Origin of the sequence: Pseudomonas sp. Q11 (genome assembly GCF_024494355.1) — a bacterium.
Lineage (GTDB): Bacteria > Pseudomonadota > Gammaproteobacteria > Pseudomonadales > Pseudomonadaceae > Aquipseudomonas > Aquipseudomonas hefeiensis.
Window position 1 is genome coordinate 150,546 of sequence record NZ_JAKNQY010000010.1, and the last position, 15,351, is coordinate 165,896.

General features: G+C 60.7%; 15 protein-coding genes. 7 read left to right on the forward strand and 8 right to left on the reverse strand.

Features of this window, described 5'->3' with window-relative positions; all coding sequences use genetic code 11:
• Positions 1 to 110 precede the first annotated feature (110 nt).
• On the reverse strand, positions 111 to 1,136 hold the full coding sequence (gene hemH, locus MA884_RS13190; RefSeq protein WP_256230938.1) for a ferrochelatase: 1,026 nt from the start codon (positions 1,134 to 1,136) through the stop codon (positions 111 to 113).
• Between the two features lie 13 nt (positions 1,137 to 1,149).
• On the reverse strand, positions 1,150 to 2,049 hold the full coding sequence (locus MA884_RS13195) for a TIGR01777 family oxidoreductase (protein WP_256230939.1): 900 nt from the start codon (positions 2,047 to 2,049) through the stop codon (positions 1,150 to 1,152).
• Positions 2,050 to 2,246: 197 nt separating this feature from the next.
• Here MA884_RS13195 and MA884_RS13200 point away from each other — a divergent pair, with 197 nt between their 5' ends.
• From MA884_RS13200 to MA884_RS13225, 6 genes are all read left to right on the forward strand, one after another.
• Positions 2,247 to 3,233: an NAD(P)/FAD-dependent oxidoreductase gene (locus MA884_RS13200; protein WP_256230940.1), complete on the forward strand. Its 987-nt coding sequence runs from the start codon at positions 2,247 to 2,249 to the stop codon at positions 3,231 to 3,233.
• A gap of 170 nt (positions 3,234 to 3,403) precedes the next feature.
• The gene (locus MA884_RS13205) at positions 3,404 to 4,366 is read left to right on the forward strand and encodes a DUF523 and DUF1722 domain-containing protein (RefSeq protein WP_256230941.1); all 963 of its coding nucleotides are present in this window, start codon (positions 3,404 to 3,406) and stop codon (positions 4,364 to 4,366) included.
• On the forward strand, positions 4,366 to 5,307 hold the full coding sequence (locus MA884_RS13210) for a MerR family transcriptional regulator (RefSeq protein ID WP_256230942.1): 942 nt from the start codon (positions 4,366 to 4,368) through the stop codon (positions 5,305 to 5,307). The genes MA884_RS13205 and MA884_RS13210 overlap by 1 nt, the downstream gene beginning before the upstream one ends.
• Complete coding sequence (gene phrB, locus MA884_RS13215) at positions 5,304 to 6,743, forward strand: deoxyribodipyrimidine photo-lyase (RefSeq protein WP_256230943.1); 1,440 nt, start codon at positions 5,304 to 5,306, stop codon at positions 6,741 to 6,743. The genes MA884_RS13210 and phrB overlap by 4 nt, the downstream gene beginning before the upstream one ends.
• A gap of 117 nt (positions 6,744 to 6,860) precedes the next feature.
• Positions 6,861 to 7,634, forward strand: coding sequence for an SDR family oxidoreductase (locus MA884_RS13220; protein ID WP_256230944.1), 774 nt, complete (start codon positions 6,861 to 6,863; stop codon positions 7,632 to 7,634).
• A 28-nt stretch (positions 7,635 to 7,662) separates the two neighbouring features.
• Positions 7,663 to 7,968 (forward strand): YkgJ family cysteine cluster protein, encoded by a 306-nt coding sequence (locus MA884_RS13225; RefSeq protein ID WP_047229403.1) that lies wholly within the window; start codon positions 7,663 to 7,665, stop codon positions 7,966 to 7,968.
• Positions 7,969 to 8,070: 102 nt separating this feature from the next.
• Here MA884_RS13225 and MA884_RS13230 read toward each other — a convergent pair whose 3' ends face one another.
• The 6 genes from MA884_RS13230 to hemA form a co-directional block, all read right to left on the reverse strand.
• Positions 8,071 to 8,589: an acyloxyacyl hydrolase gene (locus tag MA884_RS13230; RefSeq protein WP_256230945.1), complete on the reverse strand. Its 519-nt coding sequence runs from the start codon at positions 8,587 to 8,589 to the stop codon at positions 8,071 to 8,073.
• 113 nt (positions 8,590 to 8,702) lie between these two features.
• On the reverse strand, positions 8,703 to 9,494 hold the full coding sequence (gene murI / locus MA884_RS13235; protein WP_256230946.1) for a glutamate racemase: 792 nt from the start codon (positions 9,492 to 9,494) through the stop codon (positions 8,703 to 8,705).
• Positions 9,487 to 10,245, reverse strand: a complete 759-nt coding sequence (locus tag MA884_RS13240) for a molybdopterin-synthase adenylyltransferase MoeB (protein ID WP_256230947.1) — start codon at positions 10,243 to 10,245, stop codon at positions 9,487 to 9,489. The genes murI and MA884_RS13240 overlap by 8 nt, the downstream gene beginning before the upstream one ends.
• A complete protein-coding gene (gene prmC, locus MA884_RS13245; protein WP_256230948.1) occupies positions 10,239 to 11,069 on the reverse strand; it encodes a peptide chain release factor N(5)-glutamine methyltransferase in 831 nt (276 codons plus the stop codon). The genes MA884_RS13240 and prmC overlap by 7 nt, the downstream gene beginning before the upstream one ends.
• Before the next feature lie 14 nt (positions 11,070 to 11,083).
• Complete coding sequence (gene prfA, locus MA884_RS13250) at positions 11,084 to 12,166, reverse strand: peptide chain release factor 1 (protein ID WP_198796246.1); 1,083 nt, start codon at positions 12,164 to 12,166, stop codon at positions 11,084 to 11,086.
• Entirely contained in the window at positions 12,163 to 13,452 is a 1,290-nt protein-coding gene (hemA, locus tag MA884_RS13255; RefSeq protein WP_256230949.1) for a glutamyl-tRNA reductase, read from the reverse strand. The genes prfA and hemA overlap by 4 nt, the downstream gene beginning before the upstream one ends.
• Positions 13,453 to 13,624: 172 nt before the next feature.
• Between hemA and MA884_RS13260 the strand changes: the two genes are divergently transcribed.
• Positions 13,625 to 15,349: a tetratricopeptide repeat protein gene (locus MA884_RS13260; RefSeq protein WP_256230950.1), complete on the forward strand. Its 1,725-nt coding sequence runs from the start codon at positions 13,625 to 13,627 to the stop codon at positions 15,347 to 15,349.
• The last annotated feature ends 2 nt before the right edge of the window (positions 15,350 to 15,351 follow it).

Sequence of the window (15,351 nt, forward strand, 5' to 3'; positions counted from 1 at the left end):
GCCTGTACCTGTGGCGAGGGAGCTTGCTCCCGCTCGAGTGCGAAGCGCTCGCAAAGTTTGGGGTCGCTGCGCAACCCAGCGGGAGCAAGCTCCCTCGCCACAGGTTTGTATTACAGCGCGATGGGCGCCCGCTCGCACAGGGTGCTCAACGCCTGCACCCATTGCGGATCATCATTGAGACACGGCACCAGCACTAACTCCTCCCCTCCCGCCTCACGGAACTGCTCGCGTCCGCGATCACCGATTTCTTCCAGGGTTTCGATGCAGTCGGCCACGAACGCCGGACACATCACCAGCACTTTTTTCACGCCGCTTTTGGCCAGCTCATCCAGGCGCGCTTCGGTGTAGGGCTCGATCCACTTGGCGCGCCCCAGTCGCGACTGGAATGACACTGACCATTGGCCATCCTTGAGCCCCATACGCTGGGCGAACAGGTCGGCGGTGCGAATGCATTGCGCGCGGTAACACGTAGCCATGACTTCAGGCGGCGCGTTTTTGCAGCAATCGGCGTCCTTGAAGCAATGAAAACCCGTGGGATCGAGCTTGGTCAGGTGCCGCTCCGGCAAACCATGGAAGCTCAACAGCAGATGGTCGTAATCCTGCATCAGATACGGCTTGGCACTGGCCACCAGGGCGTCGAGGTATTCCGGCTGATCGTAAAACGGCTGGAGAATCGAAAACTGCACATTGAGCTTCTTCTCGCGCACCACCCGCTTGGCTTCTTCGATCACCGTGGTGACCGTGCTGTCGGCAAATTGCGGATACAAAGGCGCCAACGTGATCTTCTTGTGGCCCTGGCTAGCCAGGCGCACCAGCGTCGATTCAATGGACGGCTCGCCATAACGCATCGCCAACTCAACCGGCCCCTGGGTCCATTGCGCAGTCATGGCTTGCTGCAAACGACGGCTGAGCACCACCAGCGGCGAGCCTTCCTCCCACCAGATCGACGCATAGGCGTGGGCCGATTGCTCGGGGCGCTTGATCAGGATCAGCGACACCAGCAGGCGCCGCACCGGCCATGGCAGGTCGATGACGTAAGGGTCCATCAGAAATTGATTGAGGTAGCGGCGCACATCGGCCACCGAAGTGGAGGCAGGCGAACCCAAATTCACCAGAAGCAACGCGTGATCGGTCATGCAACGTCCTATTTCAAAGGCGGTCCGACAAGTCGTCGAGAGCCGCATGCAAATCAGTGAACCGGAAAGTGAAACCCGCCGCCTGCAATCGGGCCGGCGTTGCGCGCTGGCCGCCCAGCAACAGCAATGACAATTCTCCCAGTGCAACCTTCAGCACCAGCTCCGGCATCGGCACCACGGCCGGCCGATGCAACACGCGCCCCAGTACCTTGGCAAAATCGCGGTTGCGCACCGGGTTCGGCGCGCAGGCATTATAAGGACCGCTGGCCTCATCGCGGTGCAGAAGAAAATCAATCAGAGCGATTTGATCGGCAATGTGAATCCACGGCATCCACTGCCGACCATTGCCAATACGCCCGCCCAGCCCCAGTTTGAACGGCAGCAGCAGGCGCGACAAAAAGCCGCCCTCGGCCGACAGGACCAGGCCGGTGCGAACCAGTACCACACGTATGCCCAAGGCCTCGGCCCGCTGCGCGGTTTCCTCCCAGGCGATGCACAATTGGCTGGCGAAGTCCTCGCTCACCGGTCCCAAGTCCTCGGTCAGCTCACGCTCGCCACCGTCGCCGTACCACCCCACCGCGGAACCGGAAATCAACAGCCCAGGTTTTTGTTCGCAACGCTCCAGCCATGCCAGTAATACTTCTGTCAGGGTGATGCGACTGCTCCACAACAACATCTTGCGTTTGTGGCTCCAGGGTCGATCCGCAATCGGCGCCCCCGCGAGGTTGACCACCGCGTCCACCGGCTCGGTAATTTCGTCGAGCCTGGCGACGCCCCGTACCTGCGCGCCGCAGATTTTTGCCACTTCTTCGGGTCGACGACTCCACACCGTCAAGCGATGGCCCTGCTCCAACCAGTGGTGGCAGAGCTGACGTCCGATCAAACCAGTACCGCCGGTCAGCAATATGTGCATGAGGTGTTCCTCGCATCGCGTTTTACCCGGCCCATTAGTCTATTTTTATAAGCAGGGATTTTTCGTATCAGGCAGGGTCTGTGTTTAACAATAGGACAACCTGTCAAAACGCGAACGGTAAAACTTATACCAAAAACCCAAATTGTACAGGTTTAAAACGAAGGCGTAGTCTGTACAGAAAGGTAAACGAGGCCCTCATGACTGTACCTATCGCAATCATCGGCACCGGCGTCGCCGGACTTTCAGCCGCTCAGGCCCTGACGGAGGCCGGGCATGTCGTTCAACTCTTCGATAAAAGCCATGGCAGTGGCGGACGCATGTCCAGCAAACGCAGTGATGCCGGCGCACTGGACATGGGCGCGCAGTACTTCACCGCTCGCGATCGCCGCTTCGTCATGGAGGTCCAGCGTTGGCAAGCCAAGGGCTGGGCAGCGGAATGGACCCCTCAGCTTTATCACTTCAAGGATGGGCAACTGAGCCCATCGCCGGACGAACAGACCCGCTGGGTCGGCACTCCGCGCATGAGCGCCATCACCCGTGCCCTGCTTGGCGAGTTGCAGGTCCAGTTCTCTTGCCGTATTACCGAGGTGTACCGTGGCCAGGAACATTGGCACTTGCAGGACGCGGAAGGCTTCACCCACGGCCCCTTCGGTCAGGTGGTGATCGCTACGCCCGCGCCCCAGGCCACTGCACTGCTGGCAGCCGTGCCCAAGCTGGCCGCAGTGGCGGCGGGTGTGAAGATGGACCCGACCTGGGCCGTAGCCCTGGCCTTCGAAACACCGCTGGATACGTCCATGGAAGGTTGCTTCGTCCAAGACAGCGCACTCGATTGGCTGGCTCGCAACCGCAGCAAACCGGGACGCGACAGCGCACTCGACACTTGGGTGCTGCACGCCACCAGCGACTGGAGCCGGCAACACATCGACATGGCCAAGGAGGCGGTGATCGAACACCTGCACGGCGCGTTCGCAGAGCTGCTGCACAGTGCAATGCCTGCTCCCAGCTTCAGCGTGGCCCATCGCTGGCTTTACGCCCGTCCCGCTGGCAACCACGAGTGGGCCGCCCTCGCAGATGCCGACCTGGGTATGTATGTCTGCGGCGACTGGTGCCTGTCCGGCCGCGTCGAAGGCGCGTGGCTCAGTGGCCAAGAAGCCGCCCGCCGTCTGCACGCCAGCCTGCAATAAAACCGCTTCATCCTGCGCTATCCGCTGCTGTCGAAACAGACAGCAGCCCACCTGCGATAAAACGACATAGCCCCCACACAAAACCGGTTGACTTGCGCTCGTTCGGACCTATTATAAAAATATTGTACACGAATAGTTTTATGTACAAGTTTTAGCACTCAGAGGTCGCCATGCCCCACGAAGCGCTCATCAAACCGAAAATCGCCATCAGCGCCTGCCTGATGGGCGCTGAAGTTCGCTTCAACGGCGGACACAAGCAATCGCAGCTATGCAGCCGCACTTTGGTTGATTACTTCGACTTCGTGCCGGTCTGCCCTGAAGTCGCCATTGGCCTGGGCATCCCTCGCGAGCCGATCCGGCTGGTGGGCAACCCCGAACGACCCGACGCGGTTGGCACGGTCCGGCATGACCTCACTGTGACCCGGCCATTGGCCGATTATGGACAGCAGATGGCAGAGGAGCTGGATGATATCTGCGGCTACATCTTCATGCAGAAATCGCCGTCCTGCGGACTGGAGCGGGTCAAGGTCTACGATCACAACAGCGTGCCACAGGACGGCGGCGGTCGCGGTATCTATGCCCGGGCGTTTTGCGAGCGCCACCCCGACTTGCCGGTAGAAGAAGACGGTCGCCTGAACGACCCGGTGCTGCGGGAAAATTTCCTGACCCGGGTATTTGCCTACGCGGCCTGGCAACCGTTGCGCCGCCAAGGCCTGACACGCCATGACCTGATCCACTTCCACTCGCGCTACAAGTATCTGTTGATGGCCCATAACCCGGTGCAATACAAAGTCTTGGGCAATCTGCTGGGGAACATGGGCAAGGCCGACCCTGACGAGCTGGGCGCACGCTATTTCAGCGCCTTGATGGCTGCCTTGAAAAAATGCGCCACCCGCCGCACTCACACTAATGTGCTGCAACACCTGAGTGGTTACCTCAAACGCGCCATCAACGCCGAGGACAAGCAGGAAGTGCAACACCTCATCGGGCAATACCGCCTCGGCATCGTACCGTTGGTGGTTCCACTGACCTTGCTCAAGCATCACTTGCGCCTGCATCCCGATCCTTATTTGGCGCAGCAGGTCTACCTGCAACCGCATCCGGAAAACCTCAGTCTGCGAAACGCCATTTGATGAAAAGCGCACCTGACTCCAGCGCCAGCGAAGACCTGGGGGCCGACTTCGCCAAAGCCCTGGCGCAGGGCTGGCTGCCCATACGCGAAGTCGCCCGGCAAACCGGCGTCAATGCCGTCACGCTAAGAGCCTGGGAGCGCCGTTACGGCCTGATCGTGCCGCACCGCACCCCCAAGGGTCACCGACTGTTCAATGCCGAACATGTGCAACGTATTTTGAGCATCCTCACCTGGATTGATCGCGGGGTGGCGGTAAGCAAGATAAAACCGCTGCTCGACACGCCGCAGCCGCCCAGCGAACCGCTGGAAAATGATTGGCAGCGCCAGCGCCACGCCCTGGTGCTGGCGGTCACGCAACTGGCCGAGCGTCAGGTCGATGACTTGGTCAATCAGGCTATGGCGCTTTATCCGCCCTGGACCGTGTGCGAACAGTTGTTGCTACCTTTGCTGGCCGAGCTGCAATTGCGCTGGCAAGGCCAGTTCGGTGCGCAGTTGGAGCGGGTGTTCCTGTACTCCTGGTTGCGCAGCAAATTCGGCAGCCGGATCTACCACAACAATCGCCAATTGCGCGGTGCGCCGTTGCTGCTGGTCAACCATTCGGACCTGCCCCTGGAACCCCACTTGTGGCTGAGCGCCTGGCTGGCCAGCAGCGCCGATTGCCCGGTGGAAGTGTTCGATGGGCCGATACCCGCGGGTGAACTGGGCCTGGCGGTCGAACGCCTCGAGGCCCGCGGGGTGCTGCTGTATTCCAGTAACGCACTGAACCTGTCCCAACTGCCGAAACTGCTCAGTGGGGTTGATTGCCCGATCATCATCGCCGGCCCGGCCGCGTCGATCCATCACGCTCGGTTATCCACAGGGTTATCGGCCGACAACGTTACCTGGGCCGAAGATCCGCTATCGGCTTACCGCGAACTGAGCCGCAGAGAACTTTTCAAATGAGAAACCGCACGCAACTGATCTGGCTGCGCAGCGACCTGCGCCTGCACGACAATACCGCCCTCGCCACCGCAGCTGCCCGGGGACCTTGCGTGGCGGTGTACCTGCCGAGCCCGGAACAATGGCGCGCGCATGACGATGCGCCGTGCAAAATCGACTTTTGGCTGCGTAACCTCGCCTCGTTGAGCACTGCCTTGGGGGAGTTGAACATCCCACTGCTGATCCGCCACGCGCCACGCTGGGATCAGGCACCGCAGATTCTGCTCTCGCTGTGCCACGAGCTGGAAATTGACGCCGTCCATGTCAATGAAGAATACGGCTTGAACGAAACCCGCCGCGATGCCGAAGTTGCCCGGACGTTGCAGGGCCAGGGCATCGAATTTCACAGCCACCTCGACCAGTTGCTGTTCAAACCCGGCAGTGTGCTGACCAAAACCGGCACCTATTTTCAAGTGTTCAGTCAGTTTCGCAAGGTCTGTTACAGCCGCCTGCACTTTTCGCTGCCGAGCCTGGTCGCCACGCCTCCCCGGCAGGCGCCCACCGGTATTGTCAGCGACCCGGTGCCCACCCAAGTCGAAGGCTTCTCGCCTGCGAGCGAAACGCTGCGAGCCCTCTGGCCAGCCGGGGAAAACGAAGCCCGACGGCGCCTGGACACCTTTGCTGAGCAACACCTCGATTATTACCAGAGCGAGCGGGACTTTCCTGCCAGGCCAGGCACCAGTCAGCTCTCGGCCTACCTGGTGGCCGGCGTGATCTCGCCGCGCCAATGCCTGCACGCGGCGCTGCAGGCCAACCAGGGTGAATTCGAGAGCGGAAGCGTCGGAGCTGTGACATGGATCAATGAATTGCTCTGGCGCGAGTTCTATAAACACATTTTGGTGGGCTATCCACGCGTCTCCCGTCATCGCGCTTTCCGCCCGGAAACCGAAGCACTGGCTTGGCGCAATGCCCCCGAAGAACTGGCGGCCTGGAAGCAGGCACGCACTGGCCTGCCAATCATCGACGCGGCCATGCGCCAACTGCTGGAAACCGGCTGGATGCACAACCGTTTGCGCATGGTGGTGGCGATGTTTCTGACCAAGAACCTGCTGATCGACTGGCGCGAGGGTGAGCGCTTTTTCATGCAACACCTGATCGACGGCGACCTGGCCGCCAACAACGGCGGCTGGCAGTGGAGCGCCTCGACCGGGACGGATGCGGCACCCTGGTTCCGGATCTTCAACCCCTTGAGTCAATCGGAAAAATTCGACCGCGAAGGATTGTTCATAAAACGCTGGTTACCTGAACTGAACGATCTCGACAAGCAACAGGTCCATAACCCAAACATGCAGGGCGAATTGTTTGGCGTAACGGATTACCCTCCTGCGATTGTCAATTTGAGTGAGTCCAGGGCGCGCGCACTGCAAGCGTTCAGAAACCTGCCAATGCGACAAGCGTGAAGTTGAACAGGTGGGCGGTCAGCGAACAGAAAATTGCTGGCCGTAGGATGCAATTTCAACCATGCAGCCATACAGTCTGAATCAGACTTGCGCGTTGCCGGTCGGAAGGAGTGTGGAATGGGCTTGGAAACTCGAAAACGTTATTGGTTGACCGGTGCCGGCAACGGTGTCGGCGCGTCGCTGGCCGAAGCGATCCTCAAAACGGGTGCGCACCTGGCCGTCAGTTCGCGTTCGTCGCGCTCGTGTGAAGACCTTGCGGCGCGTTATCCGGGACAAGTACTGGCGGTGCCGGGCAACTTGGCCGACAGCCAGACCGTACGCGAGATCGGCGAACAAATTGCCCGGCAGTGGGGCTCGCTGGACATCGTTATTCTCAACGCCGGTACAGCCGAATACGTCGACGGCCAACCCTTGGACCACACAATCATCGAACACATCGTGCGCAGCAATCTAATGGCGGCCAGCTTCTGCATTCGCGCCGCCCTGCCGCTGTTGCGCACCGGCAACATGTCCCATCTGGTGGGTATCGCCAGCCCGGCGACTTACCTGCCGCCGTCGCATAACGAGGCCGGTGGCAACGGGATGCGTCATCTGTTCGAGTCTGCTCGCCTCGACTTGGCGGCCGAGGGCATCGCCGTGACACTGGTTCATCCAGGCTCCGACAATCCTTCGCGCAGCCTCGACGATTGTTTTCCAGCCCCGGTCCGCTGGACGGCCGAATCGGCGGCACATCACGTGCTGACACAACTGGCCGAACGCCCCCCTGAAGTGGCGCTCCCCGTTTCGTCCATGACCGCACTCTGGCCGCTACCCTCATCGACCGAGTCGATGCTCACTGACGTCAACTCTAATAAAGCGGGTAACGGGTGCCCGATCAAGGGCCAACCCTGAGGGGCCCGGTTGCCTTACACTGCGCGCCATGAAAACCATCCCTGTGCATCAAATCCCCCAGCCTGCCGTCACTTGTTCGACGTGCGCAGCGTGCTGTTGCCAGTTGGAAGTGATGTTGATCACTGACACTGGTGTGCCTGAACGCTTTATCGACACGGACGAATGGGGTGGGGAAGTGATGTTGCGGCTCGACGATGGCTGGTGCGCGGCGCTGGATCGCGACAGCATGATGTGCACGATCTACGAAAAACGCCCGTTGATCTGCCGCGAGTTCGAGATGGGCGCACCGGAATGCATTGAAGAACGCAAAGGGATTGCGACGGCGTATCGGTAGCCTGTGGGAGCGAGCCTGCTCGCGATAGCGGTAGATCAGTCAATGTGAGGTTGTCTGATACTTCGCTATCGCGAGCAGGCTCGCTCCCACAGGGTTTGAGTGTTACAGCGGCATCGTGTAGTGCAGCGCGTAACTTTCGACACCGTCGTTGGTCGACTTGATGCCGGCATTGGAGTAATGAGTGGCGCGAATACCCACTTCATGTCCGCCATTGAAGCGCAGCCCCAGACCTATGCGGTCCTCGAACTGGAAAGCCGTACCCAGTTGATTGTTTTCCACTTGGGTGTTCTCGAATAACGCCACACCGATACCTGCTTCGATGTAGGGTTTTACGTTCTGACCGGCAAATTCATACACAAATACCGGCGAGAACGACAGGCTATGATTGCTGGAAGCCTCATCCCCCTCCCAGTACGTGTAGGCGCCGCTCCAGTAGCCGGTCAGGCGACCGACATCACTCTGTAGCCAACTCTTGTCCCAGTCGAACTGCATGCCCAAGCGATAGGTCATGGTCGATTCGCCGGTCTGGCCCACCCCAAACTCCACACCGGCCGCTTGTGCGGTGTAAGTGTGCCCCAACAATGCAGCTGCAAGTGCAGCCAAGCAGAATAAACGCTTCATTAGAAACATCCTTTTCCGAACAGACTTAGTTAGTTTTGTTACAAACAGACAAAGCTATAGAAATCCCCGTTAAAACAGAAGTTCAGCCCGATTCACGTATTTTTCATATTTTTTTACAGACCGAAGCTTCGCACAATGCCAGACGAATTCCATAGTGCCGGTAGGATTTTTCTTAAATGTATCGGATCAGCGCTACTCCAGAATTGAGTTTCGCTGACGGGACCGGCGGCCAGGAGCCCGCGCTCGGCCAGCAGGCGCTGCAGTTGCCGTGCCACGGCGGCCCCGGTGTCGATCAGGCTGATGCACTCGGGGACCATTTGTTTGAGCAACGGTTTGAGGAACGGATAGTGCGTACAACCCAGGATCAACGTGTCGCAGCCGGCGGCCAGCAACGGTTCGACGTAGCCCTGCAGCAATTGACGCAGGGCCGGGCTGTGAAGATCGCCCGCCTCAATCAGCTCGACCAGCCCCGGGCACGGCTGGGTGACCACCCGTACATCGATGGCGAAACGATCGAGCAATGCGGCAAATTTGGCGCTCTGCAATGTGCCGGTGGTGGCCAACACGCCGACGATGCCACTTCGGGTGGCCGCCGCCGCCGGTTTGACCGCTGGCTCCATGCCGACGATGGGCCAGTGGGGATAATCGCGACGCAAATCGGCGACCCCGGCGACCGTTGCGGTATTGCAAGCCACTACCAGCGCCTTGGCGCCCTGCTGATGGAGAAAGTCGGCGATGATCGCGCACCGCTGCCGGATGAATTCCGGGGTTTTCTCGCCGTAGGGAATGTGCCCACAGTCTGCAACGTAGAGCAGTGACTCATTGGGTAACAACCGACGGATCTCCCCCAGCACCGACAGCCCGCCGACACCCGAGTCGAACACACCGACCGGCGCTTCACTCATGCTGGCTGCCACCACAGACGCTGCACCCCGGATCACGCTTGACCCTCAGTTCACGAAAACGGCAACCCAGGGCGTCGATCAACAGCAGGCGTCCGACCAATGGCTCGCCAAAGCCGGCCAACAGCTTCAAGGCTTCAAGCGCTTGCAGGCTGCCCACCAGCCCCACCAGCGGCCCGAGCACCCCGGCTTCGCTGCAGGTCAACTCGGCCTCACTGCCATGGCCGTAGAGGCAGTGATAGCAGGGGCTTTCGGGACGGCGCGGATCAAACACCGACAACTGCCCTTCCAGGCGAATCGCCGCACCGCTGACCAGCGGTTTGCCCGCCGTGACACACGCGGCGTTCACCGCTTCGCGGGTGGAGAAATTGTCGGAACAGTCCAGCACCACATCCACCGCGGCGACGGCAGCAGACAGGCTGTCTTCGTCCATCGCCTGCGGGTGAGGCACCAGCCTGACTTCGGGGTTGAGCGCCGTCAGGCGGCGCATCGCCGAATCGACCTTGCTCAGGCCCACACTGTCGGTGTCGTGGATGATCTGGCGTTGCAGGTTGGTCAGGTCGACCGTGTCGAAATCCGCCAGGTGCAATTCACCGACGCCGGCAGCGGCCAGGTACAGCGCCACCGGAGCACCGAGGCCGCCGAGGCCGATGATCAATACGCGGCTATGCTTGAGTCGCAGTTGCCCGTCGATGTCGACGTGCTGCAACAGAATCTGCCGGCTATAACGCAACAGCTCCTGATCGTTCAGCACGGCAGGCGCCCCAGGCTGATACGCTCATGCCCGCCCAGGTCCTTGCGGCTGTGGACTTCAGCAAACCCTTGGGTTTGCAGCAGATCACGCACCGCGTCGGCCTGATCGTAACCGTGCTCGAGCATCAGCCAACCGCCCGCTTCAAGATGTTCGGGGGCCTGGGCGATGATTGTGCGCAAATCGTCAAGCCCGTCGTGGCCTGCTACCAGGGCACTGGCCGGCTCGAAACGTACGTCGCCCTCAGCCAGGTGAGGATCAGTGGCGGCTATATAAGGCGGGTTGCTGATGATCAGCTCAAAACGCTCGCCGCCCAAAGCGCTGAACCAGTGGCTGCTCAGCACGGTGACGTTGCGCAGGTCCAGGCGCTGGCGATTGCGTTCGGCCAAGGCCACGGCTTCCAGCACACGGTCGAGCGCGGTAACGTTCCAGGCCGGGCGCTCGCTGGCCAAGGCCAGGGCAATCGCGCCGCTGCCGGTGCCCAAATCCAGAACCCTGGCCGGTGTGGCCGGCAGCAAGGCCAACGCGGTTTCCACCAGCAGTTCGGTGTCGGGACGCGGAATCAATGTGTGGGGCGCCACTTCCAGGTCGAGCTTCCAGAAGCCTTGCTGTCCGAGGATATAAGCCACTGGCTCACCGCCACGGCGGCGGCGCAGGTATTCAGAGAACAGCAACGCCGCTTCGCTTGGCACGATTCGCTCGGGCCAGGTGTGCAGGAAGCTGCGAGACTTGCCCAATGCAGCGGCCAGCAACAATTCGGCATCCAGCCGGGGCGTGGGCGAATCCGGCAGCTCGGCGGCGCGTAACAAACTGGCGATGATGGTCATATATTCACCTGTGCTTACTCGCCAATCGCAGCCAACTGGTCGGCCTGGTATTCAGCCAGCAACGGTTCGATCACCGCATCGACGCCGCCGGCGAGAATTTCGTCGAGCGAATACAACGTCAGGTTGACTCGATGGTCGGTGACCCGGCCCTGGGCGAAGTTGTAGGTACGGATCCGCTCCGAACGATCCCCCGAGCCCACCAGCAGCTTGCGTTCGCTGGCGATGGCGTTGGCCGCGGCGCTGGTCTGCTGGTCGTTGAGCTTGGCCGACAGCCAGGACATCGCACGCGCACGGTTCTTGTGCTGGGAACGTTCTTCCTGGCACTCGACCACGATGCCCGAAGGCAGGTGAGTGATGCGGATCGCCGAATCGGTCTTGTTGACGTGCTGGCCACCCGCGCCCGAGGAGCGGTAGGTGTCGACCCGCAGGTCCGCCGGGTTGATCTCGATGGCTTCCTGCTCGTCCGGCTCGGGCAAAACCGCCACGGTGCAGGCCGAAGTGTGAATGCGTCCCTGAGATTCAGTGGCCGGTACACGCTGGACGCGGTGGGCACCGGATTCGAATTTCAGCTTGCCGTAGACGTTGTCACCCTCGACCCGGGCGATGACTTCTTTATAGCCACCGTGTTCGCCTTCGTTCTCCGAGAGGATTTCCACCCGCCAGCCGCGACGCTCGGCGTAACGCGAATACATGCGGAACAGGTCACCGGAGAATATCGCCGCCTCGTCGCCGCCGGTCCCGGCACGGATCTCGAGAAACACATTGCGACCGTCATTAGGGTCCTTGGGCAACAGCATGCGTTGCAGATTGCTTTCCAGTTCGACCAACTGCTCCTTGGCCTCACGAACTTCCTCGACCGCCATTTCGCGCATATCCGGATCGCTGTCCTTGAGCAACGCCTGGGCGCCTTCAAGGTCGCCCTGGACTTTGAGCAACTGTTTATAGGTGGCGACAATCGGCTCGACTTCGGCGTATTCCTTGGAGTACGTGCGGAATTTGTTCTGGTCGGAAATGACTTCGCCATCGCCCAGCAAGGCGGTCAGTTCTTCGAAACGGTCCTGGAGGATGTCCAGCTTATTGAGCAGTGACGCTTTCATTGCGATTTTTTATCCGAAAAGCTATCCGGTGAACCCTCACCGAGGGCAAAGAGTTCCTGGGCCATGGCCAACGCATCGAGGCGGCCTTCGGCAGTCAGCTTCTTGAGTTGGACACTGGGCGCGTGGAGCAATTTATTGGTCAGGCCGCGAGCCAGCTGTACCAGCACCTCTTCAGCGCTGCCACCATTTGCCAGCAGGCGCTGGGCCTTCTGCAGTTCTTCGTCGCGCAGGCGTTCGCTCTGCTGACGATAAGCCTTGAGCACATCCACCGCCGCAAGCTCGCGCAGGCGCACCATGAAATCCTCGGCGCCGACGGTGATCATTTCTTCGGCCGCCTGAGCCGCGCCTTGCCGGCTCTTGAGATTCTCGGCGACCACTTCGTGCAGGTCGTCGACACTGTAGAGATAAACGTCGTCCAGCTCGCCGACTTCCGGCTCGATGTCCCGGGGAACGGCAATGTCCACCATGAAAATCGGCTTGTGCTTGCGCAGCTTCAAGGCGCTTTCCACCGCGCCTTTGCCCAGGATCGGCAACTGGCTGGCGGTGGAGCTGATGACGATGTCGCTGTGCACCAGTTCGGCCGGGATGTCCGAGAGCAGCACGGCGTGGGCGCCGAACTGCTCGGCCAGGGTACTGGCGCGCTCCAGTGTGCGGTTGGCGACGACGATACGCTTGACCCCCAGGTCGTGCAGATGGCGGGCGACCAGGGTGATGGTCTCCCCTGCACCGATCAGCAGTGCCTGGCTGCGTTGCAAATCGCTGAAAATCTGTTTCGCCAGGCTGACCGCGGCAAACGCCACGGACACCGGGTTTTCACCGATGGCCGTGTCGGTGCGCACCTGTTTGGCCGCATTGAACGTGGCCTGGAACAGGCGCCCCAGCAGAGGCCCGACCGTGCCCGCCTCGCGGGCCACGGCGTAGGCCGACTTCATCTGGCCGAGAATCTGCGGTTCGCCCAGCACCAGCGAATCGAGCCCGGAGGCGACGCGCATCATGTGACGAACGGCCGCATCGTCCTCATATACATAGGCACTGGCGCGCAGCTCTTCAAGACTCAGATCGTGATATTCAGCCAGCCAGCGCAGCACGGTATCGGCCGAAATGTGATCCTGCTCTATATAAAGCTCGCTGCGATTGCAGGTGGAGAGGATGGCAGCCTCGCGGCTCTCGGTGAGTCGGCAAAGCTGCTGCAGGGCCTCAACCAGTTGCTCAGGCGTAAAGGCCACGCGCTCGCGGACGTCTACGGAAGCAGTCTTGTGGTTAATACCAAGTGCAAGGAAGGCCATTCAAGGTCGCTGATAGTGACGTGAAGCCGGCAATTGTCCTACTTCGCCAGATTCAGAACAACCACTCGATATCTATCGCCCTGCTGCGCGCCGTAAATCGACGGGCCGGTTATGTTTGACCGAAGGCTTGTGTCATGATGATCCGACCGCAGGTTAGTCGTCCTTTTCCTATATGAATAGATCTTCCGCGTTGCTCCTCGCTTTTGCCTTGCTCAGCGGCTGCCAGTCCATGGCCCCCGTGTCGACAGACGGTACGTCGCCGGTCGAAGACAGCACCCAGGCCCCTGAAAAGCCCAAGGTCTATGGCTCGTTCAGCGAAGAAACCATTTTCAGCCTGTTGAGCGCAGAACTGGCCGGCCAGCGCAATCGTTTCGATATTGCGCTGGACAACTACGTCACCCAGGCCATCAATACACAGGACCCGGGCATCTCCGAGCGGGCGTTTCGCATTGCCGAATACCTGGGTGCCGATCAGCCCGCCCTGGACACCGCGCTGATCTGGGCCAAAAACGCACCGCAAGACCTCGAAGCGCAACGCGCCGCCGCCGTGCAACTGGCGCGGGCCGGACGCTACGACGACTCCATGGTGTATATGGAAAAAGTCCTGCTGGGCAAGGGCGACACCCATTTCGATTTTCTTGCGCTGTCAGCGGCCGATACCGACCAGGAAACCCGCGACGGCCTGACCAAAAGCTTCGATCGGTTGCTGCAGCGTCACCCCAACAACGGCCAACTGATTTTCGGCAAGGCCCTGCTGCTGCAACAGGATGGCGACACCCAAGGTGCCCTTACCCTGCTGGAAGACAATCCGCCGCAAGCAGGTGAAGTGGCGCCGATCCTGCTTCGCGCACGCTTGCTGCAAGGCTCGAACCGCGGCGACGAAGCCCTGCCGCTGCTGGAAAAAAGCATCCGGCAATACCCGGACGACAAGCGCCTGCGCCTCACTTACGCGCGCATGCTGGTGGAAAACAACCGCATGGACGACGCCAAGGTAGAGTTTTCCAGCCTGGTTCAGCAGTACCCTGAAGACGATGAATTGCGCTATTCCCTGGCATTGGTTTGCCTGGAAGCCAAGGCCTGGGAGGAAGCCAAGGTTCACCTGCAAGACCTGATTGCACGGGGAACCCATGTCGACTCGGCCCACCTGAACCTGGGTCGCATCGCTGAAGAACGCAACGACCCCGAGAGTGCGCTGCTCGAGTACGCCCAGGTCGGCCCAGGCAACGACTACCTGCCGGCCCAGTTGCGCCAGGCCGACATCCTGATGAGCAACGGCAAAACGGCCGAGGCCCAGAGCCGCCTCGCCGTGCAACGAGACACCCAGCCGGACTATGGCATCCAGTTGTACTTGATCGAGGCCGAAACCCTGTCGGCCAATAATCAGGGCGACAAAGCCTGGACCGTGCTCGATCAGGCGCTGAAGCAGTACCCGGACGACCTGAACCTGTTGTACACCCGCGCCATGCTGGCGGAAAAACGCAATGACCTGGCCCAGATGGAGACAGACCTGCGCCTGATCATCCAGCGCGACCCCAACAATGCCATGGCCCTCAATGCCCTGGGTTACACCTTGTCTGATCGCACCACCCGATACGCCGAAGCCAAGGTGCTGATCGAACAGGCCCACCAGCTCAACCCGGAAGACCCCGCCGTGCTCGACAGTCTTGGCTGGGTGCATTTCCGCCTGGGTAACCTCGACGAGGCCGAACGCCTGCTGCGCCAGGCCCTGGAGCGTTTTCCCGACCAGGAAGTCGCCGCTCACCTGGGCGAAGTCCTGTGGGCCAACGGCAAACAGCGCGAAGCCCGGCAGATCTGGAGCAAGTTCCTCAAGGAACAGCCCGACAGCCCGATCTTGCGCAGCACCATCAAACGCCTGACCGGATCAGAGACCCTTTAAAA

What these genes read in the sequence shown, in the direction of transcription:
- hemH (WP_256230938.1), bottom strand. Translation starts at nt 1,136, where the DNA reads ATGACCGATCACGCGTTGCTTCTGGTGAATTTGGGTTCGCCTGCCTCC.
- MA884_RS13195 (WP_256230939.1), bottom strand. Translation starts at nt 2,049, where the DNA reads ATGCACATATTGCTGACCGGCGGTACTGGTTTGATCGGACGTCAGCTC.
- MA884_RS13200 (WP_256230940.1), top strand. Translation starts at nt 2,247, where the DNA reads ATGACTGTACCTATCGCAATCATCGGCACCGGCGTCGCCGGACTTTCA.
- MA884_RS13205 (WP_256230941.1), top strand. Translation starts at nt 3,404, where the DNA reads ATGCCCCACGAAGCGCTCATCAAACCGAAAATCGCCATCAGCGCCTGC.
- MA884_RS13210 (WP_256230942.1), top strand. Translation starts at nt 4,366, where the DNA reads ATGAAAAGCGCACCTGACTCCAGCGCCAGCGAAGACCTGGGGGCCGAC.
- phrB (WP_256230943.1), top strand. Translation starts at nt 5,304, where the DNA reads ATGAGAAACCGCACGCAACTGATCTGGCTGCGCAGCGACCTGCGCCTG.
- MA884_RS13220 (WP_256230944.1), top strand. Translation starts at nt 6,861, where the DNA reads ATGGGCTTGGAAACTCGAAAACGTTATTGGTTGACCGGTGCCGGCAAC.
- MA884_RS13225 (WP_047229403.1), top strand. Translation starts at nt 7,663, where the DNA reads ATGAAAACCATCCCTGTGCATCAAATCCCCCAGCCTGCCGTCACTTGT.
- MA884_RS13230 (WP_256230945.1), bottom strand. Translation starts at nt 8,589, where the DNA reads ATGAAGCGTTTATTCTGCTTGGCTGCACTTGCAGCTGCATTGTTGGGG.
- murI (WP_256230946.1), bottom strand. Translation starts at nt 9,494, where the DNA reads ATGAGTGAAGCGCCGGTCGGTGTGTTCGACTCGGGTGTCGGCGGGCTG.
- prmC (WP_256230948.1), bottom strand. Translation starts at nt 11,069, where the DNA reads ATGACCATCATCGCCAGTTTGTTACGCGCCGCCGAGCTGCCGGATTCG.
- prfA (WP_198796246.1), bottom strand. Translation starts at nt 12,166, where the DNA reads ATGAAAGCGTCACTGCTCAATAAGCTGGACATCCTCCAGGACCGTTTC.
- hemA (WP_256230949.1), bottom strand. Translation starts at nt 13,452, where the DNA reads ATGGCCTTCCTTGCACTTGGTATTAACCACAAGACTGCTTCCGTAGAC.
- MA884_RS13260 (WP_256230950.1), top strand. Translation starts at nt 13,625, where the DNA reads ATGAATAGATCTTCCGCGTTGCTCCTCGCTTTTGCCTTGCTCAGCGGC.